Here is a 26,384-nt window from a genome sequence, read left to right as displayed (position 1 = left end):
AGTTTTTATTTTCGTCAGCATTTTCTCTCTATAAAAATGTCTTTTTTGAAAAGGCTGACTTCTGGAATGTGTTATAATTAAGGGATGAAAAGTCTGGAGGATCAAAATGACGAGTTCAAGTACACAAAATTTGAAACTTGCAGAAAGAGGCGTTTGGGTCTCCATTTTTGCTTATATTATCCTGTCAATCGGCCAAATTGCTTTTGCTACTATCGTACATTCGAGTGCGCTTCAAGCCAATGGTTTCAATAATTTGACTGATATTTTGGGAAATATTGCAATTTTGATTGGGCTTAGAATTGCACGGATTCCAGCCGACAGTGATCATGTCTATGGCCATTGGAAAATTGAATCCATTGCCAGTTTGATTTCAAGTTTTATCATGTTTTTTGTTGGTTTTGAAGTGCTACGCGAAACAGTGATGTCCCTTCTTTCTAATAAAACAGAAACGATTGAACCGCTCGGTGCTGTCGTGGGTCTGCTTTCAGCTTTTGTCATGGTTGGTGTTTATCTTTACAATCGTGACTTGGCGAAAAAGACAAATTCGCAGGCGCTATCTGCTGCGAGCAAAGACAATTTATCTGATGCGGTGACCTCGATTGGTACTGCGATTGCCATTGTTGCCAGCTGTATTGGTTGGAGTTGGCTTGATCCGATTATGGCCCTGATTATTTGTTTTTTCATCCTGAAAACGGCTTACGAAATTTTCCGCGACTCTGTTTTTAGCCTGTCTGATGGTTTTGATGAAAATCTTATTACACAATATAAGGAAGCCATCTGCCTTGTCCCTAAGGTCAAAGGTGTGAAAATGGTGCGCGGGCGAACTTACGGAAGTAATGTTTTTCTCGATGTTGTCGTTGAAATGTCGCCTGACTTGAGCGTTTTTGAGAGTCATGAGGCGACCGAATCCATTGAAAAACTTCTGATTGAAAATTTTGGTGTTTATGATGTGGATGTCCACGTCGAACCTGCGGCTCTGCCTGAAGAGGAACATTTCGCTAGCCGGGCTTTAGAGCTTTTGGCAAAAGAAGAGCAATTTTTGAACCGGGAAAACCTAGCCGCGTTGACCGAGCGAGATTTCCAAGAAATTTTACCTGACGGACGGCTGGTCACTGCGCAAGAGTCAGAGAATTTGCTGACGGATTCAGAAAAAATGCTGACGAAAAATACGTCAGCAATTCCTCTGGCGATTAAAAATTACAAATCACGTCAGGTCAGCAAAAAAACGTTTATTTTGACTTATAACTATTGGCAAAATGAACAAAATTTCATCGTGACAAGTATTTGGCGTCGTAATGATGTCTGGCGTTGCCTTTACCGCCAAACCACACCGAAGGCGGAGGACAAAACGCATGACTAAACAAGCACAAATCATGGCGAGTTTGACTGATTTATTCAATAAAATCAATGCCCACTATCGCCCGCAAATGGAGGCTGAATTTACAAATATTTCCCTCTCAGAGATTGAAACGATCGAATACATCGCCAAAAACCCGCAGGTCAACGTCACTCGTCTGGCGCAGCATCTCTACATGACCCGCGGCGCAGCAAGCAAAATCACCCAAAAATTGCTCAAAAAAGGGCTCATTGAACGTTTTCAACTTCCTGAAAATAAAAAAGAAATTTATTTTCGCCTGACTTCTGAGGGACAAAAAATCAATACACGTCATGAAAATTTACACCAAAAATTTTCTGAAAATGACCAAATTGTCTTTGACCAATTGACTGATGAATCCGTCAGCAATATTTTGGATTTTCTTGAGCAATACAATGCTCATCTGGATCAATCCATCAGAAAAAATTTGGAAAAATAATTTTCGTCAGTAAAATCTCTGACAGAATCACAAGTTTGACTTGTGGTTCTTTTATTTTGGACCCAGTCATCCCCTCCTTTTTTACTGACGAAAATTATTTCATTTATTTTTGTTGACAAAGAAACAAAAATGAGTTATACTAGTTTTTGTTTCCAAGGAAACTCAAAACAAGCAACAAAAAAACTTCTACGAAAACAACATTCCACCTCTCAGATTAGAAAGGAGAGCGTTCGTCCTAAAAATGAGCGAACGCATCACTTCATCATGAATACTACTAAAAAGAGCTTGGCCTTCGGGCTTATCACAACATTTTTGACTGGGCTTGGTTTTACAATCATCTCTCCTGTCGTCCCCGTTATAGTTGCGCCTTTCACCACTGCTCACAATCAAGCACTGATTGTGACTGCGCTTATGGCGACTTATGGCCTATGTACCTTCTTTTGCGCTGCTGGTCTTGGCTCACTTTCTGACCGCTTTGGTCGCAAACCAATCTTGCTCATTTCTCTGGCAGGCTCAAGCATTGGCTACCTCGTCTTTGGGCTAGCTGGTAGTCTTTGGATGCTTTTTTTGGGGCGCATCATTGATGGCTTAACTGCTGGCAACATCGTGGCCCTCTTTGCCTATTTTGCTGATATCACGAACGAAGAAAATCGCACCAAAGTTTTCGGTTGGGCAGCTGCTGCCGTTGGCATTGGAACCATTTCTGGTCCGACCATCAGTGGACTTCTCGCCCACTTTGGAAATAGTGTCCCCTTCTACTTCGGCGCTGTACTTTCTCTGGCAAATCTTTTATATGGCCACTTTGCCATGCACGAAAGTTTGCCTAGGACAGACCGGGTTTCTAGTCTTTCCCTCAAACAACTCAATCCCTTCAGTCAAATTTTTCAACTTTTGCGCCTAAAAAATCTGAGCCGTCTGCTCTTTCTAGGCCTCTTGCTCTGGTTGCCAAATGCTGCCCTTCAAGCAATCATCAGTCAGTTTTCATTAGATAACTTTGCTTGGACGCCTGTCTTTATCGGACTTGCCTTATCCATAATGGGCCTTATGGACATCCTCACCCAACTCTTTATTATGCCAAAACTCTTGACCGTTTTTAATGACACTCAACTCATCTCCTTGAGTGTCATCTGCGAAATCGCTGCTTATGCGCTTTTTGCCCTCACAGGTTTTCTTAAAATCTGGCCAATCTTTATTCTTGCCATGTTCATCTTTGCTTTTGGTGACAGTATTTTCGGTACGGCCTTCAATGGCAAACTCTCAAAAACTGCACGCCCATCTGAACAAGGAAAACTTCAGGGAGGAAGTCAAGCACTTCAAGCGCTCACGCGCGTTGTTGGCCCTTTGATCAGCGGACAAATTTACATTAGTCTGGGACACGCCGCTCCCGCCATAATGGGTGTGATTTTCCTTACCCTCGCCCTAGGTGTTCTTGCCTCCTCCCGTGAAAAAGTGACTCCTGCCAATTTATAACAAAAAACTCAACGCCCCTAAGAGGTGTTGAGTTTTTATCTCTGCATTTTAAGCGATTAGAGTTTTGTTGCAATATCAGCAATAGCTGATTCAACCGCTGATTTTTGGCTATCAATCAAAGCAACACGCGCTGTGATTTGTTTAATTGCCATTTCGATTGAACGTTTCAAACCTTGATTTTCAAGTTTTGGTTCAAAGAATGCTTTGTATTCAGCCAATTTCTCGGCAGTTTTGAAAACATTTCCTGGGTAAATGACAAATTTGTCATAGCTCATATCACCACCCAATTTTTCTTCAAGGAAGGCCCAATTCGCTTTTTCCCAAGCCCAAGCCGCATCTTGTGAAAAGTCTGTGCGCAAGAGATAGAACCAAGAAAATGCAATGTCTTGTGGTTTCACAATGTCCGCATTTTTGAAACTTTCCAGCAATTCGGCAATGACTTTTTCATCCTTAATCAAAGCCACAGCGCCTTCAAGTTCACGCTTAAGCTCTTGCAAACTTGTCTTGACATAAGTTTCACGATATTTTTTAACCAGTTCTGCTGAATTAGTCGTCTTGATTTCATTATTTAATACAATCGGACGAATATCAGCTGGAATGCTGGCAAGATTTTCTTTGTGTGCCACAAAAATTTCACTTGCTTTGGCTTTGGCATCCGCATTTTCAGCGTATAAAGTCTTGCTCAAAACAATTCCACGAAGACTCTCATCACCAGCAGATTCGCCAGCAACCTTATCCCAGCCCAAGCGTGCATAATTTTTTGCAAAAAGTTTTCCAACTAAGCTTTGGAACGCTTTTTCCGTTTCAGAATCTTCATCAACGAAAAGTTCCAATTCGCTAATAAGTTGGCTCAAACCAGTATTAACAATGTAAGACGCTTCATTAGCAAATGCTGGCAAGATATTCACCACATCTGCAAATGAAATCACACCTGCTTTAGCAAGCAATTTACGGTCTTGCAAGATTTGGAATTTTGTTACATCTTCCAAAGTATCAATTTCTGAAAGGAGGGCAGTCATCAACTCACCCTTGTAGTCAATGATATAATGCGCCATGTTTGCATCGTTCAAGAAAAGTGCTTTACCTTGATTTTTAGCTTTTAAAGCAGCAAATCCTGGAATTTCAACTTTTTCATCAGAAAGTAAATCTGGCAGACCTGTCCAATTTGTATTCAAAGGAACATTCCACAAACGTCCTTTATCCGCACCTTCACCGACAAAGAATTGTTTTTGGCTCAAAACTAAAGTATCATCAATCACTTCAGCAGTTACGACTGGATAGCCTGGTTGGTTAACCCATGAATGCATGAAACCAGCTACATCTTTACCAGAAACTTCAGCCAAAGCATCCCAAAGGTTGTCCCCGACAGTATTGCCATATTGATGACGTTCAAAGTAAAGGGCAAGACCAGCCGCAAAGTCTTTGTCGCCGAGCCATTTACGGAGCATCACCATCAAACGTGAGCCTTTGGCGTAGACAATCGCCGCATCAAAGAGGGTAGCGATTTCGTCTGGATGAGTTACTTCCACATGGACAGATTGGACACCGTCTGTGGCGTCACGGTTGAGCGCCATATTGGCTTCGGCGATTGAGAAGGATTCCCAAACATTCCAGCTCGGCTCCAAAGCATCCATACATACATATTCCATGTTGTTGGCAAATGATTCATTGAGCCAGAGGTCATCCCACCATTCCATCGTTACTAAGTCACCAAACCATTGGTGAGCGAGTTCATGGGCGATAACTGTCGCCACATATTGCTTGCTTTGTACTGTGGCATTTTCTGGGTCAACCAACATACAAACTTCACGATAAGTGATACAACCCCAGTTTTCCATTGCTCCAGCAGAGAAATCTGGCAGTGCAATGTGGTAGCTATGAGCCAATGGATAAGGTGTTTTATAATAGTCTTCATAAAATTCGATAGAACGAATGGCGATATCCAGTGGGAAATCAAGTGCAGCTTCACTATGTGCTTTGGTAGAGAAAGCACCTACTTCAACGCCTGATTTTGTTTTACCTTTTTTATATTGCATCTCACCAAAGACGAAGGCTAAAAGGTAAGAACTCATTTTAACTGTTCGTTCAAAAACGTGGATCCCGTCAATGTTCAGAAGTTCTGGCATATTGGATACAATGATGTCGCCTTCTTCTTCGTCAAATTTAACGGATAAATCAAAGGTTGCTTTTGCTTCTGGCTCATCAATAGATGGGAAGGCTTGACGCGCAAAATGGCTCTCAAACTGTGTTCCAATCAGCATTTTCTTTTCGCCGTTGACTTCATAATATGATGGGTAAATCCCCATCATATTATCTGTAAGCTCAGCTTCGTAGTCAAACGAAATTGTGACACGACCTGTTTCGCCTATTTTAACTACAATTTCTTCATCTTCTTCGTTTTCAATGAAGTTTGTATCAACGCTGAAGGCGCGAACTTTATTAAAATGCAAACCTTTAGCGTGGAAAGTCACTACTGTATCTTTTGCCTCACCAGTAATTGCGACTTGACCTTTGAATTTCTTTGCTTTACGGTCGATGTCAAGGAAAATTTTATAATTTTCTGGAACAAATGTTTCAATTAAACGTTTTACAGCCATAATTTCTCCTAATTTTCAGTATTGATATAATTATATCAAATTGAATAGAAAATTTCGAGTACTAAGAAGGTTTACATTGGTCAGTACTCAAAAAAACCGTCATGGACGGTCGATGTTTCATTTTTAACGGGTTGCTGCTAGCGCAGCAGCGTAGTTTGGTTCTTGAGTCAGCTCCGTTAAAATCTCTTCGTAAACAATTTCACCATTTTTGACGACAAAAACTGAGCGTGCCAAGCGTTGAGCAAGGGGGCCTCCGTCTAAAACTAAACCATAAGCTTGTCCAAAAGTCCCATCATCACTGAGAATGGTCATCTCGACACCTTCGGCAGCACACCAGTCGCGTTGCTCATCAGCGCTGTTATTAGAGATGCTCAAAAAATCAATTTCTGAATGTTGAGCAGCTTCTTGATTAAAATGTTTCGTTTGTAAGGAACAAACGGAGGTATGGATATCAGGAAAAACACTAATTAAGACTGGTTTTGTGAGTTTTGATAGTGTGATTTTATTGCCCTTCAAATCCGACAAAGTAAAATCTGGAGCTGCTCCTTTGGGAACTGGGTTGATTGTTGCTACTTTAGTACCGTGAGCAGAAATTTCAATAGGCATGGCTTTCCTCCTTTTTATTTGGATATTGTAATTTCATTTTATCATAGTTTTCTCATCTGACGAATCCTTTTGGCTTATTTTTCTGCGGGCTTTGAGTAAGTGAATTCGGAGTAGGGATGACGGCATTCTGCGGCTGATTTAAGGAATTGATAGTTGATATTTTTAATTTTAAATGTTGTTTTCATGAATACATCCTCTTTTCTTTTACGATGTACAAAGTATAACAAGCTTTTCTTGCAGAAATCTTAGCGCCTACTCAAATTAAACTTAAGTTCTTGGAAAGTTTACAAAATTCCATGGGCTGAACCTAAAGTATTGTTGTTTTCGCTTTCAGAGGTTATAATTAAAGTATGAAAAAAACAAAATTTACAGTGACTTTGATAGATAAAAATTTAGAAATTGCTCTTGCTTCTGGTGCCGTTCTACAACTTTTGGAGCAAAATCATCCGCGTTTTACCTTGCAAAAAGACGAGCTTTTCTTATTGCTCAAAAAAGGCCAGGTTAAAATGATTGGAGCTGATTTGGCGAGCATTCCTCAGCTGGAATTTGATCGAATTTTGATTATCAATAGTGCGGCATATGATTTAGAAGTCCTTTATTTGTGCCAATTTTTGACAAATTTGGCGCAGGAAAATGGCATCACACTGCGTGAAACGACAGATTCAGTGAAAATTCCCAAAAATATAGTTGGAGTTTGCTCGCGAGCAGTTGAGGAATTTCTGCCTGTCTTGTCTGCTTTTGGAATTAAATTTGAAAAGAAGAAAATTGTCTTGCCTAAGGCGCAACATCGCTGGAAAAAGGCATTGGCCGATGTGGAATTTTTCGTTGACTATCAAGGTAGTAAAGCGACAGTCATTTGGCAGAAATCAAACCAATTGGTCATCAAAGCTGGGGCAAAAATGCTGGAAAATGGTGGTATGAAAGCTGACGGAACACCTGGTTTAGCCTATCGTTTCACGCAAAGTTTACGCGAAGAACAACTGGAAAATTGGGACGCCAAGACCTTTGTGACCACCTCTGATATTATCTTGAAATCCGTCAATGAAGTTGGGCATTTTCTGTATTTTGCGGGAACAAATAGCTGGCTTGTGCTGACGGATGCTGACGGACGCTCGCTACATGAGCGGTCAGTTGTTTAGGGATTTTCACATTTACGTCAGTAAATTCTCTAGGTAAAAAACGTAAAAACGCTTACTTTTTCTTGCAAATTTATTTTCTTAAGTTTATAATGAAGGCATGAGAAGGAGGCGGTTATATGACAATCGCATATGTACTTTATGGTAATGACAAATCCTTAGAAACTCCTGCTGGAGCGCCGATTGGACAAATGTTTGGCTATAGTGAGATCGAGAAACCTTGGCTGAAAAAAGCTCAAAAGCTTGTTGGAGCTGATGTCAAACTCGAGAAAGTTTATCTTTCAGAACTCTTGACTAAAAAATCGGAAGCAATAGATTACATCTTTTGTTATCCTGCGCTTAAATTTCATCATTCCGAACTACAAAAAGATTTTCCTCAAGCAAAAATTTTAATGATTAACGAACTTTAAATCAAAAAAATTTACTGACGCATTTGCCAGTAAATTTTTTTATTGTTTTATCAATTTATCGTACAGTTGACCAACATTTCCAGTAAAGTCAACTTTTTCATCATTGATTATCAAGCTTTCAACCAGTATTTCATCAGCAATGACGTCGTAGTCACTTTGTTGAAGCGCCAAAAAATCGTTAATGCCGTCAAATTCCTCGGTGAAAGTAATGCCGTTTGACAACTTTCCAGTCAATTTCATCATTTTATAACTCCTCAAAAACTAAGCTCGGTTGAGCATTCAAGTCCAATCCCGCCGAACAATTTTCTAATCCTTTTTTCCATTCAACATAAGCTGCTGCTGCAATCATTCCAGCATTATCACCGCAAAGACGCAAAGGAGGAACAATCAATTTTTGCTCTGTAATCTCTGTGTTCAAGCGTTCGCGCAAGCCCCGATTAGCCGAAACGCCCCCGCCAATAATCAGCGTTTTGACAGGATATTTTTCCATGGCCAGTTTCGTTTTGGCAACCAGAACATCAATAACTGCCGCCTGAAATGATGCAGCTAAGTTTTCTAAATCATTGGCGACAACATCATTTCCTTTTTGATTTTCATTGTAGACAAGATTGATGAAGGCCGATTTCAAGCCAGAAAAGCTAAATTCAACCTCATGTGTTGCCATCATTGCCCGCGGAAAATGGTAAGTATCTTGACCCTCGTGCGCCAAATCATCGATCATTTTTCCACTGGGATAAGTCAATCCCATGACCCGTCCGACCTTATCGTAAGCTTCTCCAGCCGCATCATCACGGGTTTCACCAACTTTTTTGTAGCTGCCTTCTTTTTCAACATAAACCAGCTCACTATGACCACCCGAAACCAAAAGCGCCATAGCAGGGTATTCAATCGTATCCACCAAGCCCGCAGCCATCAAGTGTCCAGCCATGTGATTAACAGGAATTAGTGGCAAATGATTGGCCCAAGCGAAAGTTTTTGCCGCCATAATTCCCACCAGCAAAGCCCCATTAAGCCCCGGACCTTGCGTCACGGCAACGGCTGTCAAATCGCTTGCCGAAAGTTCTGCTTCTTCCAAAGCAGCTTCGATACAAACGGTGATTTGTTCCACATGATGCCGACTAGCAATCTCAGGAACCACTCCACCAAAACGCTTGTGGCTATTGATTTGACTTGCAATAATATTGCACAAAAGCTCTTGACCATTTTTCAAAATCGCCACTGAAGTCTCATCACATGAAGTTTCAAAGGCTAATATATAATTATCTTTCATTTTAAAATTGCTCTTTTCTCATTAACAATGCATCCTCAACCGGCTTTTCATAATAATTTTTGCGCCGGTGATAAATCACAAAGCCAAATTTTTCATAACATTTTTGGGCAGGCAAATTAGACGCACGGACTTCTAAAAATAAGCTCCCAGTGAAATTTTCTAATTCCGTCAGTAAATTCGTCGCAAAACCTTGCCCTTGAACATCGGGATGAACCGCCAAATTCGTAACTTCCAGCTCATCCATCAGCGTAGAAATTGCCAAAAATCCCAGCAATTTATCTCCCTCTTCAAGCACAAAATAATCCGAATGTTGCTGACGTAAATCCGCCAAAATATAAGCTTCTGACCAAGGCGACTGCCCGTAAACCACCGTCAGCAGCTCAAAAATCTGCTTGGACAAATCCGTCAGCATTTTCTCTGGCTCCGTCAGTGAATTTTCCACTTTCGTCAGCATTTTCTCTGATTTTGGTATGCGTTTAATTCTCATTTTGCAAATTTTTGACCATCCAAATCGCATCGCCACCGTCTTCATAGTAATGCGGCAACAGCTTATCTGTCGCAAAACCTTGACGACGGTAGAGTCCTTGAGCTTTCGTGTTATCCCGTCGAACCTCAAGTGTCATCTCATGTTTGCCCAGCGCTCCCATCAGTACAACCAACTGCTCAATCAAAGTCGAAGCAATTCGTTGCCCTTGAAAGGCCTTAAAAACAGCTAGATTCGTGATGTGAGCGTCCTGACCATGATGATTGATTCGCGTGCCAATAAAACCAACCACACGCTCCGAAATTTCCGCCACAATGAAAAAAGCATCATTATTTTTGACAATTTCATGTTCAAAATGCGAAAAAGTCCACGGAATATCACCATCATAAACATCACGCTCAATTGCTAAAAGCGCCACAATATCCGCACGTTCCGCCAACCGATAATGCACACCGTCTCTGTCATGTTCCAATTCCACGTCAGCCATTTCTAAATAACGACGTGGGTTAAATTTTTGACTACTAAACCCTTTGAACGTAGTCGTCAGCAGTGTTTTCAGCTTTTTCATGAGTTTCTAACCACTTTTCTTCAGCCTCTACTTTTTTGAGGTATTTTGGCACAAAAGCGTGCACATTTTCTGCGACCAAATCCTGAGCCAACTTTGCAAGTTCATAAGCTGACGGTAATTTAGTCAAACTGTCCGTGACAATTTGGCGACTAGAAAATCCAGCGGCCTCAATTTCTGCCACAAAATTTTCCGTCTCCCCTGTGAAAATCACTTGATCAAAAGTTGTCACTTTCTCAGATAAATCCACCAAGAATTCACTAAAATTACAGTGCTGATCCGCAATAATTTGCTGACCACCTTGATAGACTGCCGCATAAGCATTTCCCCGACGGGCATCCAAGACAGGCACAACAAAAGCCTCCTTATCCTGTACTCGACAAGCAATCGCAAGCAAGCTCGACAGGCCAACAAGTTCCTTATTCAAACTAAACGCCAAAGTTTTACCAACCGTTGCTGCAAGCCGCAAGCCTGTATAAGAACCGGGCCCTTGTGCCACAGCAATCCGATCCAAGGCGCTCGGTTCAAGTCCAGCCTGCGCCAATAAGAAATCAATCGTTGTCATCAAAGTAATACTGTGGTTTTTTTTCAAGTTTAAAGTCAGCTCACCAAGCAAGACCCCATCCGCAACCAAGGCTACCGATAAAGCTTTTGACGAACTATCAAATGCTAATATTTTCATTTTTTACCTATTTAATTTTCTCTAACATTTCTTAGCTACTTCCTTATATTTTACCACGCTTGGACGGCAAGTTCCACCCCTGCAAATTATGTAAGCGTTCCAAAAGTAAAAATAATAGCCCAACTTTCCATTTTCAATCATTTATGCTAAAATGATAGTAATTGCAAAGAACAGCAAACACGAACCACTAAGAAAGGAACGAGCCAAAGCTCGTACATACAAAAATGATTTTTAAAGTTTTTTACCAAAAAGATAAAAGCCGCTCACCACGTCGTGAAACGACTGAAACACTCTATCTCGACCTTGATGTAGAAACAAAAGAAGCAGGGATTATTGCCGCACGGACATTACTCGCTGAAAACACAGAATACCATGTTGAATTTATTGATTCACTTTCAGATGAATCTGTTGAATATGAAAAAGAAACTGGCGTATTTGAAATCACAAGTTTCTAATCCCCAATTAACTCATAAAAGCCACTTTAGGTTCTTGTCAAAGCTGACAATAATCTAAAGTGATTTTGTCGTACCTAAACGTATTATAAAAATTCCAAAGAACAGGAGAAATATGCCAAAGCAACTTAAAATAAAAGCTGATGAAGTCGCAGTTTACGCCATAGGCGGACTCGGCGAAATCGGTAAAAATACTTACGGCGTTGAGTATAAAGATGAAATTATCATCATTGACGCCGGAATTAAATTCCCAGAAGACGATTTATTAGGTGTAGATTACGTCATCCCTGATTATACTTACATCGTTGAAAACATCGATCGTATCAAAGGTCTCTTCATCACTCACGGACACGAAGACCATATCGGAGGAATTCCATTCCTCTTGAAACAAGCCAATATTCCTATCTATGCTGGCCCATTGTCACTTGCGCTCATTCGTGGGAAACTCGAAGAACACGGACTTTTACGTGATGCTAAACTTTATGAAATCCATGCCGATTCAGTCATTAAATTTAATCACTTAAGCCTTGATTTCTTCCGCACGACTCACTCAATTCCAGAGCCTCTAGGAATTGTTGTAAATACCCCTCAAGGTAAAATTGTCGCTACTGGTGACTTTAAGTTTGACTTCACCCCAGTGGGTGAACCTGCTGACCTTCACCGTATGGCTGAACTCGGAACAGAAGGCGTCTTGCTTCTCCTTTCCGACTCAACCAATGCTGAAATTCCAACTTTTTCACATTCTGAAAAAGTCGTTGGTGCAAGCATCATGAAAATTTTTGAACGCATTGAAGGGCGAATTATTTTCGCCTCATTTGCCTCAAATATTTTCCGTCTCCAACAAGCCGTTGATGGAGCCGTAAAAACAGGACGTAAAATCGTCGTGTTCGGTCGTTCAATGGAAAAAGCCATTGTTAATGGTTTGGAACTCGGTTATATTAAAGCTCCTAAAGGAACCTTTATTGAGCCAAACGAAGTCAATCAATACGCTTCACACGAACTTTTGATCATGTGTACAGGTTCGCAAGGTGAACCAATGGCTGCACTTTCAAGAATTGCCAACGGAATGCACCGTCACATTACCTTACAAATGGGTGATACAGTTGTCTTCTCATCAAATGCCATTCCTGGAAATACCCACGGCGTTAACCAACTGATTAACAAAATCGCTGAAGCTGGCGTTGAAGTTATTTATGGTAAGATGAACAACATCCACACCTCTGGTCACGGTGGACAACAAGAGCAAAAACTCATGTTGCGGCTCATCAAACCGAAATACTTTATGCCTGTTCACGGTGAATATCGAATGCTCAAAATTCACGCTGGACTCGCCCAAGACACAGGTGTTCCTAAAGAAAATTGCTTCATTCAAGAAAATGGTGATGTCCTTGCTTTGACCGCCGACAGTGCTAGATATGCTGATCATTTCCCAGCCGCTGATACTTACGTTGACGGCTCAGGAATCGGGGACGTCGGTAATGCTGTCTTGCATGACCGTCATGAACTTTCCGAAGATGGTATCGTTCTAGCCGTAGCCACAGTCGATTTTGAAAATAAAACCGTGCTGGCTGGTCCTGATATGCTTTCACGTGGATTCATCTACATGCGTGAGTCTGGTGATTTAATACGCTCTGGCCAACGTGTCCTCTTCAATGCGATTCGTGAAGCCATGTTAGAGGAAAATGCCAACGAAGCCTCAGTCGCTCGTGCGATGCGTGAAGCCCTCTCACCATTCCTTTACAAACAAACAGAACGCTCTCCATTGGTTGTCCCAATGATTATGACACCGGATAAAAAATAATAAAATAAAAAATCTCTGGCTAATCAGAGATTTTTTGATATTCCTTTGAGAATCGCTCATGTAGCGCTTCTTTTTCTACTTGTCCAATGAAGGCCCCATCAATCGCATAATGATTGATTTTTTCAAAATCAGCAAGAGAAAACTCTGGATACCAAGCTGAGATTTTCTCATATTCTTTCTGCAGAGTTGTCGCTGAAACACAGCGATTATCGGTATTTAATGTCACGTGTATTCCTTTGTCATAAAGTTCTTTAAAAGGATATTGCGCAAGCTCTGTCACCGCTTTTGTTTGAAAATTACTAGTCGGAGCCATTTCTAGAACGATTTGTTTTTCAATCATCATTTCTTGTTCGGCTTTGGACAGATTTTTGGTCATAATGCCATGACCAATGCGACTCGCTCCCATTTTGATTGAATCAAGTATATTTCGTTCACAATCTGGACATTCTCCAGCGTGCAAAGTAACCTGAACACCACGCATGGTAATTTTTCCTAACAAATCTCTAAACTTAATCTGCGGAAAATTCATTTCATCTCCAGCCATATCAAAACCAACCAGATGCTCATCTCTGACTTTGTCAAACACTGAAACTAGTTTATTTAATTTTTCCAATGGCTCTTGTTTAAGACCACAGACTAGCGCATTTGCTTTTAAATCAAAATCTTTTTCAGCTCGTGCCAAGCCAGCAACCACTGCCTCAACGGCTTCTTCAAGGCTCAACCCTTCTAATAAATGTTGGCTCGGTGCGAAACGAATTTCAATATATTTCACATTATCCTGCCCTGCTTGACGTGCCACATCATAAGCCGCAAGCTCCAAATTAGTGTAAGTCTGTAAAAGTGGTAAAACAAAATCAAAACGTGCCAAATACTCTAATAGATTTCTAGTATTTTCAGGCGCTTGAGCTTTTTCCAAAATTTCTTCATCCGTCATCTCCAGGTTAATTTTTGCATTTTTGGCCAGCTGTTTGATACAATTTAAGCTTAATGAGCCATCTAAATGGCAATGAAGTTCAACTTTGGGCATTTGAGCAATTATTTCTGGTTTAAGCACGTTTCTCTCCTTCTTTTGACTATTTTTAGGATAAATAGTCCCAAATATAAAATATTTCGAGTCGCTGACCCGAATCATCTCTTTCAAAATGTATTTTTACTATTCTACGACTTTTATTTAGAAATTGCAATTATTCTACGATATTATTTTATAATCCTGTGGATAAAGTTTATTTCCTTTAAAATAACCATTTTTTGCTATTTATCCCCAAAATCACCCTGTTTATACACAGCTTTTGGGGATAAATGGGAATTTTTGTGTATAACTTCTTTATTTTTTGTCATAAAAAAGACTATTCTTTTTACAGAATAGCCTTTTTTAGCTGTAATTTCCCTCGACATTTTCCACAGCGATACTTTTTGGTATCAATTTTACGTTGCCGCTGATAAAGTTGCCCGCATGATAAGCAACAATAAGAATATTTCATCAGTTTTTCAGCAACTTGCGGTGCGTAACGCAATCCACCCACTTGAGCTAGAAGCTCTTTAAAATCAGAGTCTTGATGCTTGTAACCTCTTTTGGCACGATAAAGGTGATAGTGGGTTAATTCATGAAGAATCACCCGATCAAAATCGGTCAAGTCAGCCATCCTAGGATTAAAATCTAAATGCAAATCACGCGGGAAAAAACGACCACCAGTTGTACGCAAACGTTGGTTCCACAAAGCTTCATGTTCAAAGGGAAGCTTGAAATAAGACAGAGAAATCTGGCGAACTTTCATTGTTAACTCTCGATTGCTCAACATTTTTCTCTCCTTTTTATTTTAATTTAGTCTAATTTTTCTCACGTGGATTAACCAAAGTCAGATTGATTTTACCACGCTGTAAGTCTAAAGATTTAACCCAGACTGTTACAATTTGTCCAACCGCCACAACATCGCTTGGATTTTTCACAAAGTTTTTACTTAAATCGGAAACGTGTGCCAATCCGTCATTTTTAATGCCGATATCAATGAAAGCACCAAAATCAACCACATTACGCACAACTCCTTCAAGCTGTTGACCGATCTGTAAATCTCCTGCTGATAAGACATCTTGGCGCAAGATTGGCGCATCAAAGTTATCACGCAAATCACGGCCCGGCTTTTGCAAATCACTGATAATATCACTCAAAGTTTCCTGACCAACACCAAGTTTTTCAGCCATCTCGAGAATATTTACTGACGAAAGTTTCGTCAGTAATTTCTCTGTACTGACATCAGTCCCTGCGCCCACTTCAACCAAAAGTTGCTCAGTCACTTTATAAGACTCTGGGTGAACGCCCGTATTGTCAAGAAAATTTTTCCCTTCTGGAATCCGTAAGAATCCAGCTGCCTGTTCAAAAGCTTTCGCCCCCAAACGCGGTACTTTTTTAAGCTCTGCTCTTGTCTTAAGAGCGCCATTTTCTTCACGATATTTGACCACATTTTGCGCCAAAGTCTTATTAAGTCCAGCAACGTGTGAAAGCAGACTTGGACTCGCCGTATTGACATTTACACCAACTTGGTTAACCACAGTTTCGACTACAAAATCGAGGTTTTCTGTTAATTTTTTCTCAGAAACGTCATGTTGATATTGACCAACACCAATGGCTTTTGGTTCGATTTTCACCAGTTCAGCCAGTGGATCTTGCAAGCGACGCGCAATCGAAATTGCTGAACGTTTTTCAACGGTCAATTCTGGAAATTCTTCACGCGCCAGCTCACTCGCTGAATAAACAGAGGCTCCAGATTCACTGACAATCACATAATAAACATCAGAAAAATTATTTTCCTTGAGCACTTCTGCAACAAAACTTTCAGATTCGCGACTGGCCGTTCCATTCCCAATCGCAATCATATTCACACCATATTCCCGAATGAACTTTGCTAAATCTTTTTTCGCTTGCGCAATTTGACCAGCATTGGCCGGTTTCACAGGATAGATGACCGTTGTCATCAATAATTTACCTGTTTCATCAACAATAGCAAGCTTAGCACCAGTCCGATAGGCTGGGTCAAAGCCCATGACTACACGTCCTTTAAGCGGAGCAACAAGTAGAAGATTTTTTAGATTTTCACCAAAAACTTCAATCGCAGCACTTTCCGCTCTCTCTGTTAATTCCGCGCGAATGGCCCGCTCCATTGCTGGAATGAGTTTTTTCTTGACGGCATCCTTAATCGCAAGCTGCATATAAGGATTATTCTGAGCGGCAAAACGCGCAGCAAAATAACGCAAGATTTTGTCTTCATTGTTTTCAAATTTAACCGCTAAAATCCCTAATTTTTCACCACGATTTAAAGCCAATACACGGTAATTTGGTAATTCTGAAACTTTTTCAGAAAACTCATAATACATCTGGAAAATCTGCTTTTCATCGACCGCACCTTTTTTCAAACTGCTTGTCAACAGACTATTATTTTTGATTTCACCAGTCAACCAGGCACGCAAACGAGCATCTTCAGAAATTGCTTCCGACAAGATATCCACCGCGCCGTCCAAAGCCTTTTGAGCTGTTGTAAAATTCTCATTCACAAATTTTTCAGCAATATCGAGATTAGCTTCATTTTTTACGATTGATTGTGCCAGGGGAAATAACCCATTCTCTTTGGCAATCGTTGCTTTTGTCCGACGTTTTTCTTTGTAGGGCAAATACAAATCTTCAACTTCTGTCAGTTTTTCAGCACCTAAAATCTGAGCTTTCAGACCGTCAGTCAACTTACCAAGCTCTTCGATTTTTGACAAAACAGCCGTTTTACGTTCTGATAATTTCGTCAGTAAATTATCTTCATCAATAATTTTTTTGATTTCAACTTCGTCAAGCGATCCTGTTGCTTCCTTACGATAGCGTGCAATAAATGGAACGGTGTTCCCCTCTGCTGTCAATTCTAATACTTTTTTAACTTGTGAATTTTTGATGTTCAATAATTCAGCAATTTTTTTAACATTTTCCACTTAGAAATAATCCTTAACTAGTTTTTATCGTCAATTTTAAGCACAATGCTTATCTCTATTTTACCAAAAAATTCACAAAAAACTCGCTCCCAGATAGGGGCGAGTTTAAAAATTATAATCAGTGGTCACAGCATTTTTTGGCTCTATACCAATACTTAGATACATTTAAAATTCTATTAACTTGCATCGTTCAAGCTATACTTTATAGAGTTACATCTGAGGCAACTCATTTCCTTATTTTATTTGACTAAGGACGCATCCATAAATAATTGTGAAATAATAATATATTTTGAATGATCATTTTTATCAATCATTTCCAAATTACCATCAGTATTAACCCTAAATTCATTAACCTTTGTTCTATTCGCAATCGCAGCTCCTCCATCTGGATTAGGAGTGTAATAAATTTTGAATACATCCGCATAAACTAAGCTATTTTCTAAACGGACATCCACACCATACGATAGGTCAAGTTTAGGGTCAGTGCCTTCACTGCTAAAAATAGCATCCTGAACAGCTACTACCCAGTATTTTATTTCTTTTTCATTTAATTTTTTTTGATCAATACTAGGAAAGTTTGTTGAAGATACCTTCATTGCTGGATAATGTTCAAAATCTAAACTCTCCAACTCGCCATTTTCATTTACCTCAAAAGTGTTCCGCGAATCAACCTGAGCCTCTGTGATTTTTGTATTTGCTACCCTCTTACCATCACTTTCTCTATTAAAAACAACAATTCTTTCTGGGCGGTTGTCAAGTGAATTTTCTCCTGCGTAAATTGCCACCCATTGTTTAAATTGTAAATCGGATAGAGTTTTAGTATCAATTACAGTGTCTTGTTGAACCGAATCGGTTGTTTGCTTTTTCGGTGACGAATCTGATGATGATAATTTCTTAGTTTGCAAACTACCTTTTATAGTTTGCGAAGAGTTTTGAGTTTTACTTGTTGTCACTTGCTTACCCGATTCCCTTGAAACATGACTTAAAATTGCAGCCGAAGCACCAGCAATTCCTAATAAAACAATTACTCCAACTCCAACAAAGACAGCTTTTCCTTTAAATTTTTTCATATCTTCTCCTTTATTCTATTCATATTATATCAAAAAAACAAAAAACTTTATTATAATTCAGATATTTTCATCTATTGATAACATCAAAGAAAATAAAAACCCAACTCCCTTCGTACCAAGGAAATTGGGTTTTATTTAATCTTAAAACAGATTACATCATTTTGTTGTAGAATTCGACGATCAATGCTTCGTTGATTTCTGGGTTGATTTCATCACGTTCTGGAAGACGAACAAGAGTTCCTTCAAGTTTATCAGCATCAAATGATACGAAGTTAGCGCGACCTTTAGTAGCTTCAACAGCTTCAAGGATTGCAGGAACTTTCATAGATTTTTCGCGAACTGAGATCACTTGACCAGGTTGTACGCGGAATGATGGGATATCAACGCGTTTTCCGTCAACGAGGATGTGACCGTGGTTTACGAATTGACGCGCTTGACGACGAGTTGTCGCAAGACCAAGACGGTAAACAACGTTATCAAGACGTTGTTCCAAGAGAGTCATGAAGTTGAAACCAACAGTTCCTTCTTGAACTTTTGTAGCAGCAACATACAAGTTACGGAATTGACGTTCAGAAACACCGTAAGAAAAACGAAGTTTTTGTTTTTCAGCCAATTGCAAACCGTATTCAGAAAGTTTTGAACGGTTGTTTGGACCATGTTGTCCAGGTACGTAGTTACGACGAGCGATTTCTTTACCAGAACCAGTAAGTGAGATACCGTAACGGCGTGATTGTTTCCATGATGGACCAGTATAACGTGACATATTTTATGTCCTCCAAATATTTTATTTGAAGAATATTGTCAGCCTCGAATGCGTGTATTTTGGATTCGCCTGATAGCTTCGGTTACTTATATGGAACCCCAAAATAGTGACGCGTTTTCTAGCTGATTGCTATATTCAACTTTTCCATTATATCAAAATCTAGCCATTTGTCAATACTACAATAAAGTTTTAACTTATTATTTTATCCTTTTTTAGTTCGCGCATCTCCTGTCTTTTCACTCTTCTCCTAGATTCTCTCTTCTTGTTTTTTAATTAAATTTAAATTATAATTCACGCTAATTTTCTGAATATACTTGACAACTTAATTTCAACGGCGTATAATGTCAGATATTATAACATGAACTTATCAAATCCATAATCGAAAGGAAGAATTATGCTATGGATGACGAAATTTTAAGTATCGGAATAGACATTGGTACTTCAACCAGTCAGATGATTATCTCCAAATTAAGAATAAAAAATGAAAAAAGCTCCTTTTCAATACCACAAATTGTCATTACTAGCCGAGAGGTTATTTATCGTAGCCCCATTATATTCACCCCTCACTCCAAAGACAACTTATTAGATATCATTATGTTGCAAAAATTCATTGATAATAATCTCAAAATAGCTCATGTAAACAAATCTAACATAACATCAGGAGCGGCCATTATTACTGGCGAATCAGCTAGAAAAGAAAATGCAGAAATGGTTGCAAAATTAATTGCTGCTTCTTCAGGCGAATTTGTTGTTTCTACTGCAGGTCCTGATTTAGAGAGCATTGTAGCTGGACGAGGAAGCGGAGCAGAAAAGTTTTCAAAACTCACTCATCAAAACACCATAAATTTTGATATTGGCGGAGGCACCACTAATCTCGCCTGTTTCTTGGATGGGCTAGTAACCGACACCGCCTGTTTTGACATTGGTGGACGTCACTTAAAATTTGATAGTCAGCAAATTATTAATTATATTTCTCCCAAAGCATTAAAAATAATTCAAAAAGAAAAACTTAATCTTTCTCTCAACAGAAAACTCGACAGCAACTCTCTTCATCAATTAGCTAAAATTTTTGTTCAAGTTTTAGAAAATGCCGTAAACCTAGGGACGCCTTCGCCTTATTTTGATTTTCTCATCACAAATAAAAGTTTAAAAAATCCTCAACCAGAAGCTATTTCATTTTCTGGCGGTATAGCAAAGATATTAAAAGAACCCCAAGAGAATCCTTATTTATACGGAGATATGGGAATTATCCTGGCAGAAGAAATTTCAAAGAGTAAGCTTATGACGCTCAAACAATTTTCAGCAAAAGAAGATATCCGCGCTACAGTAATCGGCGCCGGAACAAGTATTATGCAACTCAGCGGCTCAACCATCAGCTATAATTCATCAACTTTACCAGTAAGAAACATCCCTGTTCTATACACTTCTCCAAAAACAATTTCCAAAGACCTCAGCGAAAAACTTCCTTGGTTTGATTTAAATGAGTTTGATACCATTGCTATTAGTATGAGCGGTATTAAAAATCCTACTTTTAAAGAACTTATTCAACTCAAAAATGATTTACTGAATAACTTAACAGAATTGATTAAGAAAAAAAGGAAGTTGATTATTCTCACAAAAGAGGACAACGCCAAAGCACTAGGCCAACTCTTGCAAAATGCTTTAGCTAGAGGATATCCCTACATTTGCCTTGATGAAATTTCAGCCAAAGACGGAGATTACCTAGATATTGCAAAACCTATAGTAAACGGCAGTGTCCTCCCCGTTTCTATTAAAACACTTATTTTTGAATAGGAGTACCTATGATTTTAAAAACAAAATTATTTTCCAAAACATATAGTTTCAATTCACTTAAAGAAGTTTTAGCAAAGGCAAATGAAGAGAAATCAGGTGATAAACTTGCAGGTATAGCGGCGACAAGTTACGAAGAACGCATAGCCGCGAAAATTGTTCTTAGCCAACTTAGCTTAAAAGATTGCTTTGAAAACCCTATCGTTGATTATGACAAAGATGAAGTTACCCGCATTATCATTGACGACCTTAACTTGACAAATTATGAAAAAATAAAAAATTGGACAATCGAAAACCTCAGAGAGTATCTACTCGCAAGCACAACTGGCGATTTCGAAATCAAAGCCATTTCCAACAGTTTAACTAGCGAAATGATTGCTGCCGTCACTAAACTTATGAGTAATATGGATTTAGTTAAAGTTGCAAGCAAAATCGAAATCACAAAAACTGCTAATACAACCATCGGAAAAAGAGGAACATTTTCCACTCGCCTCCAACCCAATCACCCTACAGATGATATTGATGGTGTTCTAGCAAGTATTTTCGAAGGACTGAGTTACGGTTCGGGAGATGCAGTGATTGGTCTCAACCCTGTTGATGATTCCGTTGAAAATGTTAGCAAAATTTTAAATAAATTCGAAGAGATTCGTAGTAAGTACGAAATTCCTACGCAGACCTGTGTCCTCGCTCACGTGAAGACCCAGATGAAAGCTATAGAAAAAGGAGCTCCAACAGGCTTAATATTTCAATCTATCGCAGGAAGTCAAAAAGGAAACACCGCTTTCGGTTTTGAACAATCAGATTTAGAACAAGCACAAGTTCTTGCCGAAGAAAAAGCTATCAATAGCGGAAAAAACAAACTCTACTTCGAAACAGGACAAGGTTCCGAACTTTCATCGAACGCTCATTATGGAGCAGATCAACTAACAATGGAAGCCCGTTGCTATGGCTTTGCAAGACATTTTGACCCTTTTATGGTAAATACCGTTGTTGGATTCATCGGCCCAGAGTATCTCTATGATGGAAAGCAGGTTATTCGTGCAGGCTTAGAAGATCATTTCATGGGTAAGTTGCACGGCTTATCTATGGGTGTTGATGTCTGCTATACCAACCATATGAAAGCAGACCAAAATGATGCTGACAACCTTTTGATGCTACTCAATTCAGCAAACGTTAACTTTGTCATGGGAATACCTCACGCAGATGACGTCATGCTCAATTATCAATCAACCAGTTATCATGACGTTGCCAGCATTCGAGAAATTTCTGGTAAAGGACCCACAGCAGAATTTGAACATTGGCTCGAAAAAATGGGCATAATGGAGAATAAAAAATTGACTGCCAAAGCTGGCGATGCCTCTATTTTCTATTGAAAGAAAGGAATTAGAATGAAAAAAAATTATATCGATGATTTAACAAAAATTGATCTAAAATCTCAACTTCTCGTTAAATCCCCTAATAGCGAGCGTAACTATCGTCACATGAAGCTGACGACTCCCGCCCGCTTAGGCGTTGGCCGAGCTGGAACTTCTTATTTAACACAGACAATGCTTCGTTTTCGGGCCGATCACGCCTCAGCCCAAGACTCCGTTTGGTCCTATGTTTCCAAAGAGTTTTTATCAGAATTTAATTTTATAGAAGTTGAAACAAGATGCAAAGATAAAGAAGACTATATTACACGTCCAGATTTAGGCAGACAACTTTCATCTGAAAGTCATAGGCTTATTGATTTAGAAGTACCTAAAAAACAGAAAATTCAAATCATGGTCGGGGACGGTTTGTCTTCAGCTGCCATTGAAGCAAATATCCGTGATATGATTCCTAGCTTACAAAATGGCTTAAAAACCTTCAATCTATCATTTGATGAAGAGAGTATAATTTTTGTCAAGCACGCTCGTGTCGCCGTCATGGATGAGATTGCAGAAATCACGCAGAGCGATGTCATTTGTTATTTCATTGGAGAACGTCCAGGGCTTGTTTCAGCAGAGTCAATGTCCGCCTATATCGCATATCGCCCTACTCCTGGAATGCCAGAAGCAAGACGTAATGTTGTTTCTAATATCCACAAAGGCGGAACAGCCGTCGTCGAAGCAGGAGCCTATATCGCTGAACTCCTCGCCAATATGTTGAAATATAAAAAGTCTGGATTAGAATTAAACGAGGTATTAAATAATGGATAAAACACAAGAAGAATATTTTAAAAACAGAAGCTTAGCCAAAGGATCTGCTGGATGGATTTTACTAGCTGGTTTAGGAGTTTCCTATGTCATTTCTGGAGACTTCTCTGGATGGAATTTAGGACTATTAAAAGGAGGCTGGGGCGGTCTACTTATTGCTTTTATCCTCATGGGACTGATGTATCTAACAATGGTTTTTGGACTCGCTGAAATGAGTTCAGCAATGCCATCAGCTGGGGCAGGATACGGCTTTGCGAGACGTGCTTTAGGACGAATTGGAGGTTACATTACTGGTATTGCTATTTTAATTGAATACGCAATCGCTCCTGCTGCAATTGCCGTCTTCATTGGTGGTTATGTCGAAAGTCTTGGTTTATTCGGTATAAAAAATGGCTGGCCGATTTTTTTAGTTTTCTATCTGATTTTTGTCGGAATACATATTCACGGAGTTGGAGAAGCCTTAAAACTAATGTTTGGAATCACCGCCATAGCTGTCTTGGCACTTCTTATTTTTATCTTTGCAATGCTTCCACACTTTAATGTTAATAATCTCTTTAATATCCAACCAATCACTTCTACATTTGGGGCTTCTAGCTTTTTACCTCACGGAATTCCAGGGGCTATGTCTGCTTTAGTTTTTGGAATTTGGTTTTTCCTCGCCGTTGAAGGCGTTCCCCTCGCTGCCGAGGAAGCAAATAATCCCAAAAAAGACATGCCGCGCGGTATTATCGTTGCTATGATTGTTCTAGTAATTTCCGGTTTTTCCGTTCTTTTGCTAGCAGCTGGTGGTGCAGGTAGTAAAGTTATCGGTAACTCCGGAGCACCTTTGGTTGATGCGCTTAAAGCCATTGGTGATAAGAACATCGCAACTTTTGTCAATTACGCTGGGCTGGCGGGACTTATCGCTTCCTTCTTTTCCATCATCTATGCCTATTCACGGCAACTTTTTGCCCTTTCTAGAGCAGGTTATTTACCGAAATTTCTTTCTGTAACAAGCAAACAAAAAACACCTGTATGGGCATTAGTTGTCCCTGGAAGTATCGGCTTTTTGTTAGCAAGTTATTTACAAGTTACAGCAGGTACAACTTTTGCAGGTGATAAATTGATAGATATTGCTGTATTTGGTGCAACTGTTTCTTATGCTTTGCTAAACCTTTCTCATATTATACTGCGGTTTAAAGAACCAAATATGCCACGTGTCTACCAAACTCCGGGTGGCATTATCACTACAGGACTTTCATTCCTCCTATCCCTTATTGCAATCGTTGCAACATTTACCGTTGACACCCAAGCAGCTAGCATTGCAACTGCAGTTTTATTTGCTTTTATTCTCTATTATCTTCTTTATAGCTCAAAACATCTCGTCGCAGGAGCACCCGAAGAAGAATTTGCCTTACTTCAAGAAGCAGAAAGTGACTTAAAATGAGAATATATACAAGATTTGGTGATACAGGGAAGACAAGAACATTTGACGGGAAACTTCTTGCTAAGTCAAATCAACTATTTGAAGTTCTAGGAAACTTGGATGAGCTTAATAGTTACATCGGTTTAGCAATCAGTTTTCTCACTAAAGAAAAAGAACTCACTTTAGAATTGTTAGAGATACAACATCAACTTTTTGATTTTTCAAGTGATCTTCAAGGGATTAAACCAGAAAAAATAACAAGCAAATTCACTAGATCACTAGAGAAAAAAATTGATAAATATAGTGAGTTACTCCCCGAACTCAACCAATTTATATTACCGAATGGTCAACAAGGAGCTTCTATTTTGCATATTTGCAGAACAATCGCAAGACGAACAGAGCGTCACCTCGTTTTACTAAACCAAGAAGAAGGCGAACTCCTTAAGTTTATCAATCGACTTTCAGATTATTTTTTCACCTTGGCACGGATTGTCAATAAAAACTCAGGAGTAGGTGATATTTATTATTAATGCTCATACAAGTAACAAAATCTACTCATCAATTGATTATAAATAGCTATTTAATCAACTACGATTGTTCAATCCATACAAAAATAGATAAATCTTCAATCTCACATAGCAAATAACCAGAGGAAAACTTTATAATATGAACAATAACTTAATACACCGCCTAGCATTAATCGCTGTTTTAGCAGCGCTGTGCTCAACTCTTAGAATTTGGTTCGCATTTCTCCCTAATGTTAAACCAATCACTGCAATGTTTTTTGCTTTTTCCCTTTTTTTAGGGCTTACAAATAGTTTATGGATTATGATTATCACGATACTTGTGACTGGTGTATTTTCTTACGGAATCTGCATTACTCTATTCTCAGGAATAATCTATGGTTTTGGAACCAGCGGCTTTTTAGGGTATTACCTTTCTGGCGTTCCTTTCGACTTCGTCCACGCTTTATCTACATTCATCATATTTCCACCGTTAGCATTCTTTATGAATCGATTAAAAATTCGACGACAACACATATAATTTATATTTTTATTAAAAAGAACCCCTTTTATAGAAAACTGATGTGAACCCCAAAAGTTGGACTTTTAGATGAGAAATTACCTCATCTTTTTTGTTTTAAAAGTTAACAATATAATATTAAGCATATTTTCTAAAAATTCTTGTCGCTGACTTTCAGTTAATTTCCATCCCCAACTTTCTTGAAATTGATCAATGGGATGTTTATCAGAGACCATTAACGCTGAGCAAACGTTCATACTTAAATACCTTCCAACTGAAAATAAAGCTGACGTTTCCATATCAATTCCTACACAACCTTTGTTTCTCCATAACTTTTCTTTATAATAAGTTTGCCTATATATTGAGTCTGTGGTAATAATTGGTCTTACTATTGAGTCAGGACTTTTTTCAGAAATTACATTTAATAATTCTAAATTTGGTGTGCTATATTCAATTTTTTTATAATAATGTAATGATGCCCCTTCTTCTACATAAGCCTTACTTGGGATTACAATATCACCTACATCAACTCCCCCTACTATTGAACCCATTAAACCTATTGAAATTATGTTCTCAACACCATATGATTTGAGGACTTCAATCGTATCTACTGCCATTGGGGCACCACGTCCCCCATCTAATAAACAGACTTCACTCTCTGGAACTTTATAAATTGGGCAAGAATTTAAAAATCTAGGAAATTTTTTCGAAATTAGTTCAAGTTGATACTTTTCTTTTATAGATTCTAACCCCCTCATATACAAAAGAACGGCAGTTTTTGGCAAGGGCTTAAGATTAATATTCCCATGATTTGATTGAGCCTGCTTTTTGCCGGTGATTATTGGGCTTGTGTTATCTTCTTCAAAATACCACACTTTTATTCCTCCTTTAAACTATTGTAT

The 26,384-nt window shown here is 39.1% G+C and carries 26 protein-coding genes; 13 read left to right on the top strand and 13 right to left on the bottom strand.

The window, feature by feature from the left end; all coding sequences use genetic code 11:
* Positions 1-106 precede the first annotated feature (106 nt).
* The 3 genes from EQJ87_RS09880 (at position 107) to EQJ87_RS09870 (ending at position 3,284) form a co-directional block, all read left to right on the top strand.
* Entirely contained in the window at positions 107-1,360 is a 1,254-nt protein-coding gene (locus EQJ87_RS09880) for a cation diffusion facilitator family transporter (RefSeq protein WP_130124423.1), read from the top strand.
* Positions 1,353-1,814 carry a MarR family winged helix-turn-helix transcriptional regulator gene (locus EQJ87_RS09875; RefSeq protein ID WP_130124422.1) on the top strand — a complete coding sequence of 154 codons (462 nt, stop codon included), beginning with the start codon at positions 1,353-1,355 and terminating at the stop codon, positions 1,812-1,814. The genes EQJ87_RS09880 and EQJ87_RS09875 overlap by 8 nt, the downstream gene beginning before the upstream one ends.
* Positions 1,815-2,078: 264 nt before the next feature.
* Positions 2,079-3,284 (top strand): MFS transporter, encoded by a 1,206-nt coding sequence (locus tag EQJ87_RS09870; protein WP_130124421.1) that lies wholly within the window; start codon positions 2,079-2,081, stop codon positions 3,282-3,284.
* A 56-nt stretch (positions 3,285-3,340) separates the two neighbouring features.
* Here the strand turns inward: EQJ87_RS09870 and EQJ87_RS09865 are convergent, their stop codons facing one another.
* Together EQJ87_RS09865 and EQJ87_RS09860 are read right to left on the bottom strand one after the other, a co-directional pair.
* On the bottom strand, positions 3,341-5,881 hold the full coding sequence (locus tag EQJ87_RS09865) for a M1 family metallopeptidase (protein WP_130124420.1): 2,541 nt from the start codon (positions 5,879-5,881) through the stop codon (positions 3,341-3,343).
* Positions 5,882-6,004: 123 nt separating this feature from the next.
* Positions 6,005-6,487 (bottom strand): thiol peroxidase, encoded by a 483-nt coding sequence (locus tag EQJ87_RS09860; RefSeq protein ID WP_130124419.1) that lies wholly within the window; start codon positions 6,485-6,487, stop codon positions 6,005-6,007.
* Positions 6,488-6,837: 350 nt separating this feature from the next.
* Here EQJ87_RS09860 and EQJ87_RS09855 point away from each other — a divergent pair, with 350 nt between their 5' ends.
* A complete protein-coding gene (locus tag EQJ87_RS09855) occupies positions 6,838-7,626 on the top strand; it encodes a hypothetical protein (protein WP_130124418.1) in 789 nt (262 codons plus the stop codon).
* 116 nt (positions 7,627-7,742) lie between these two features.
* Positions 7,743-8,033 (top strand): hypothetical protein, encoded by a 291-nt coding sequence (locus EQJ87_RS09850; protein WP_223804529.1) that lies wholly within the window; start codon positions 7,743-7,745, stop codon positions 8,031-8,033.
* Between the two features lie 39 nt (positions 8,034-8,072).
* Here EQJ87_RS09850 and EQJ87_RS09845 read toward each other — a convergent pair whose 3' ends face one another.
* From EQJ87_RS09845 to tsaB, 5 genes are read right to left on the bottom strand one after another with little or no spacing between them, the layout of a single operon-like run.
* The gene (locus tag EQJ87_RS09845; RefSeq protein ID WP_130124417.1) at positions 8,073-8,276 is read right to left on the bottom strand and encodes a DUF4649 family protein; all 204 of its coding nucleotides are present in this window, start codon (positions 8,274-8,276) and stop codon (positions 8,073-8,075) included.
* Position 8,277: 1 nt separating this feature from the next.
* A complete protein-coding gene (tsaD, locus tag EQJ87_RS09840; RefSeq protein WP_130124416.1) occupies positions 8,278-9,303 on the bottom strand; it encodes a tRNA (adenosine(37)-N6)-threonylcarbamoyltransferase complex transferase subunit TsaD in 1,026 nt (341 codons plus the stop codon).
* Position 9,304: 1 nt separating this feature from the next.
* Entirely contained in the window at positions 9,305-9,790 is a 486-nt protein-coding gene (gene rimI / locus EQJ87_RS09835; protein ID WP_130124415.1) for a ribosomal protein S18-alanine N-acetyltransferase, read from the bottom strand.
* Entirely contained in the window at positions 9,780-10,355 is a 576-nt protein-coding gene (gene rimI, locus EQJ87_RS09830) for a ribosomal protein S18-alanine N-acetyltransferase (protein WP_130124414.1), read from the bottom strand. The genes rimI (EQJ87_RS09835) and rimI (EQJ87_RS09830) overlap by 11 nt, the downstream gene beginning before the upstream one ends.
* The gene (tsaB, locus tag EQJ87_RS09825; protein WP_130124413.1) at positions 10,309-11,034 is read right to left on the bottom strand and encodes a tRNA (adenosine(37)-N6)-threonylcarbamoyltransferase complex dimerization subunit type 1 TsaB; all 726 of its coding nucleotides are present in this window, start codon (positions 11,032-11,034) and stop codon (positions 10,309-10,311) included. Before tsaB ends, rimI (EQJ87_RS09830) begins: the two co-directional genes overlap by 47 nt.
* 224 nt (positions 11,035-11,258) lie before the next feature.
* Between tsaB and EQJ87_RS09820 the strand changes: the two genes are divergently transcribed.
* Both EQJ87_RS09820 and rnjA read left to right on the top strand, forming a co-directional pair.
* On the top strand, positions 11,259-11,489 hold the full coding sequence (locus EQJ87_RS09820; RefSeq protein WP_130124412.1) for a DNA-dependent RNA polymerase subunit epsilon: 231 nt from the start codon (positions 11,259-11,261) through the stop codon (positions 11,487-11,489).
* Positions 11,490-11,601: 112 nt separating this feature from the next.
* Positions 11,602-13,287 (top strand): ribonuclease J1, encoded by a 1,686-nt coding sequence (gene rnjA / locus EQJ87_RS09815; protein WP_130124411.1) that lies wholly within the window; start codon positions 11,602-11,604, stop codon positions 13,285-13,287.
* 19 nt (positions 13,288-13,306) lie between these two features.
* Here the strand turns inward: rnjA and add are convergent, their stop codons facing one another.
* The 5 genes from add to rpsD all read right to left on the bottom strand — a co-directional run bounded on the left by add (position 13,307) and on the right by rpsD (position 19,086).
* Complete coding sequence (gene add / locus EQJ87_RS09810; RefSeq protein WP_223804528.1) at positions 13,307-14,341, bottom strand: adenosine deaminase; 1,035 nt, start codon at positions 14,339-14,341, stop codon at positions 13,307-13,309.
* Positions 14,342-14,642: 301 nt separating this feature from the next.
* Complete coding sequence (locus EQJ87_RS09805; protein WP_130124410.1) at positions 14,643-15,086, bottom strand: SprT family protein; 444 nt, start codon at positions 15,084-15,086, stop codon at positions 14,643-14,645.
* 28 nt (positions 15,087-15,114) lie between these two features.
* Positions 15,115-17,253 carry a Tex family protein gene (locus tag EQJ87_RS09800; RefSeq protein ID WP_130124409.1) on the bottom strand — a complete coding sequence of 713 codons (2,139 nt, stop codon included), beginning with the start codon at positions 17,251-17,253 and terminating at the stop codon, positions 15,115-15,117.
* Between the two features lie 239 nt (positions 17,254-17,492).
* Entirely contained in the window at positions 17,493-18,323 is an 831-nt protein-coding gene (locus tag EQJ87_RS09795) for a hypothetical protein (RefSeq protein WP_130124408.1), read from the bottom strand.
* Between the two features lie 151 nt (positions 18,324-18,474).
* Positions 18,475-19,086, bottom strand: coding sequence for a 30S ribosomal protein S4 (gene rpsD / locus EQJ87_RS09790; RefSeq protein WP_130124407.1), 612 nt, complete (start codon positions 19,084-19,086; stop codon positions 18,475-18,477).
* Positions 19,087-19,485: 399 nt separating this feature from the next.
* Here rpsD and EQJ87_RS09785 point away from each other — a divergent pair, with 399 nt between their 5' ends.
* The 6 genes from EQJ87_RS09785 (at position 19,486) to EQJ87_RS09760 (ending at position 25,503) form a co-directional block, all read left to right on the top strand.
* Positions 19,486-20,880 carry an ethanolamine ammonia-lyase reactivating factor EutA gene (locus EQJ87_RS09785; protein ID WP_130124406.1) on the top strand — a complete coding sequence of 465 codons (1,395 nt, stop codon included), beginning with the start codon at positions 19,486-19,488 and terminating at the stop codon, positions 20,878-20,880.
* 8 nt (positions 20,881-20,888) lie between these two features.
* On the top strand, positions 20,889-22,250 hold the full coding sequence (locus EQJ87_RS09780; RefSeq protein WP_130124405.1) for an ethanolamine ammonia-lyase subunit EutB: 1,362 nt from the start codon (positions 20,889-20,891) through the stop codon (positions 22,248-22,250).
* A 15-nt stretch (positions 22,251-22,265) separates the two neighbouring features.
* A complete protein-coding gene (eutC, locus tag EQJ87_RS09775; RefSeq protein ID WP_130124404.1) occupies positions 22,266-23,057 on the top strand; it encodes an ethanolamine ammonia-lyase subunit EutC in 792 nt (263 codons plus the stop codon).
* A complete protein-coding gene (eat, locus tag EQJ87_RS09770) occupies positions 23,050-24,480 on the top strand; it encodes an ethanolamine permease (RefSeq protein WP_130124403.1) in 1,431 nt (476 codons plus the stop codon). Before eutC ends, eat begins: the two co-directional genes overlap by 8 nt.
* Entirely contained in the window at positions 24,477-24,989 is a 513-nt protein-coding gene (locus tag EQJ87_RS09765; protein WP_130124402.1) for a cob(I)yrinic acid a,c-diamide adenosyltransferase, read from the top strand. Before eat ends, EQJ87_RS09765 begins: the two co-directional genes overlap by 4 nt.
* Positions 24,990-25,125: 136 nt before the next feature.
* Positions 25,126-25,503, top strand: coding sequence for a hypothetical protein (locus EQJ87_RS09760; protein WP_130124401.1), 378 nt, complete (start codon positions 25,126-25,128; stop codon positions 25,501-25,503).
* Positions 25,504-25,580: 77 nt separating this feature from the next.
* On the opposite strand, the gene EQJ87_RS09755 is transcribed toward EQJ87_RS09760, so the two are convergent.
* Positions 25,581-26,357: a nucleoside phosphorylase gene (locus EQJ87_RS09755; protein ID WP_130124400.1), complete on the bottom strand. Its 777-nt coding sequence runs from the start codon at positions 26,355-26,357 to the stop codon at positions 25,581-25,583.
* Positions 26,358-26,384: the final 27 nt, after the last annotated feature.

Origin of the sequence: Lactococcus sp. S-13 (assembly GCF_004210295.1) — a bacterium.
GTDB lineage: Bacteria > Bacillota > Bacilli > Lactobacillales > Streptococcaceae > Lactococcus.
The sequence above is the reverse complement of the archived record's forward strand: the minus strand, read 5'-3'. Positions and strand labels throughout refer to the sequence as shown.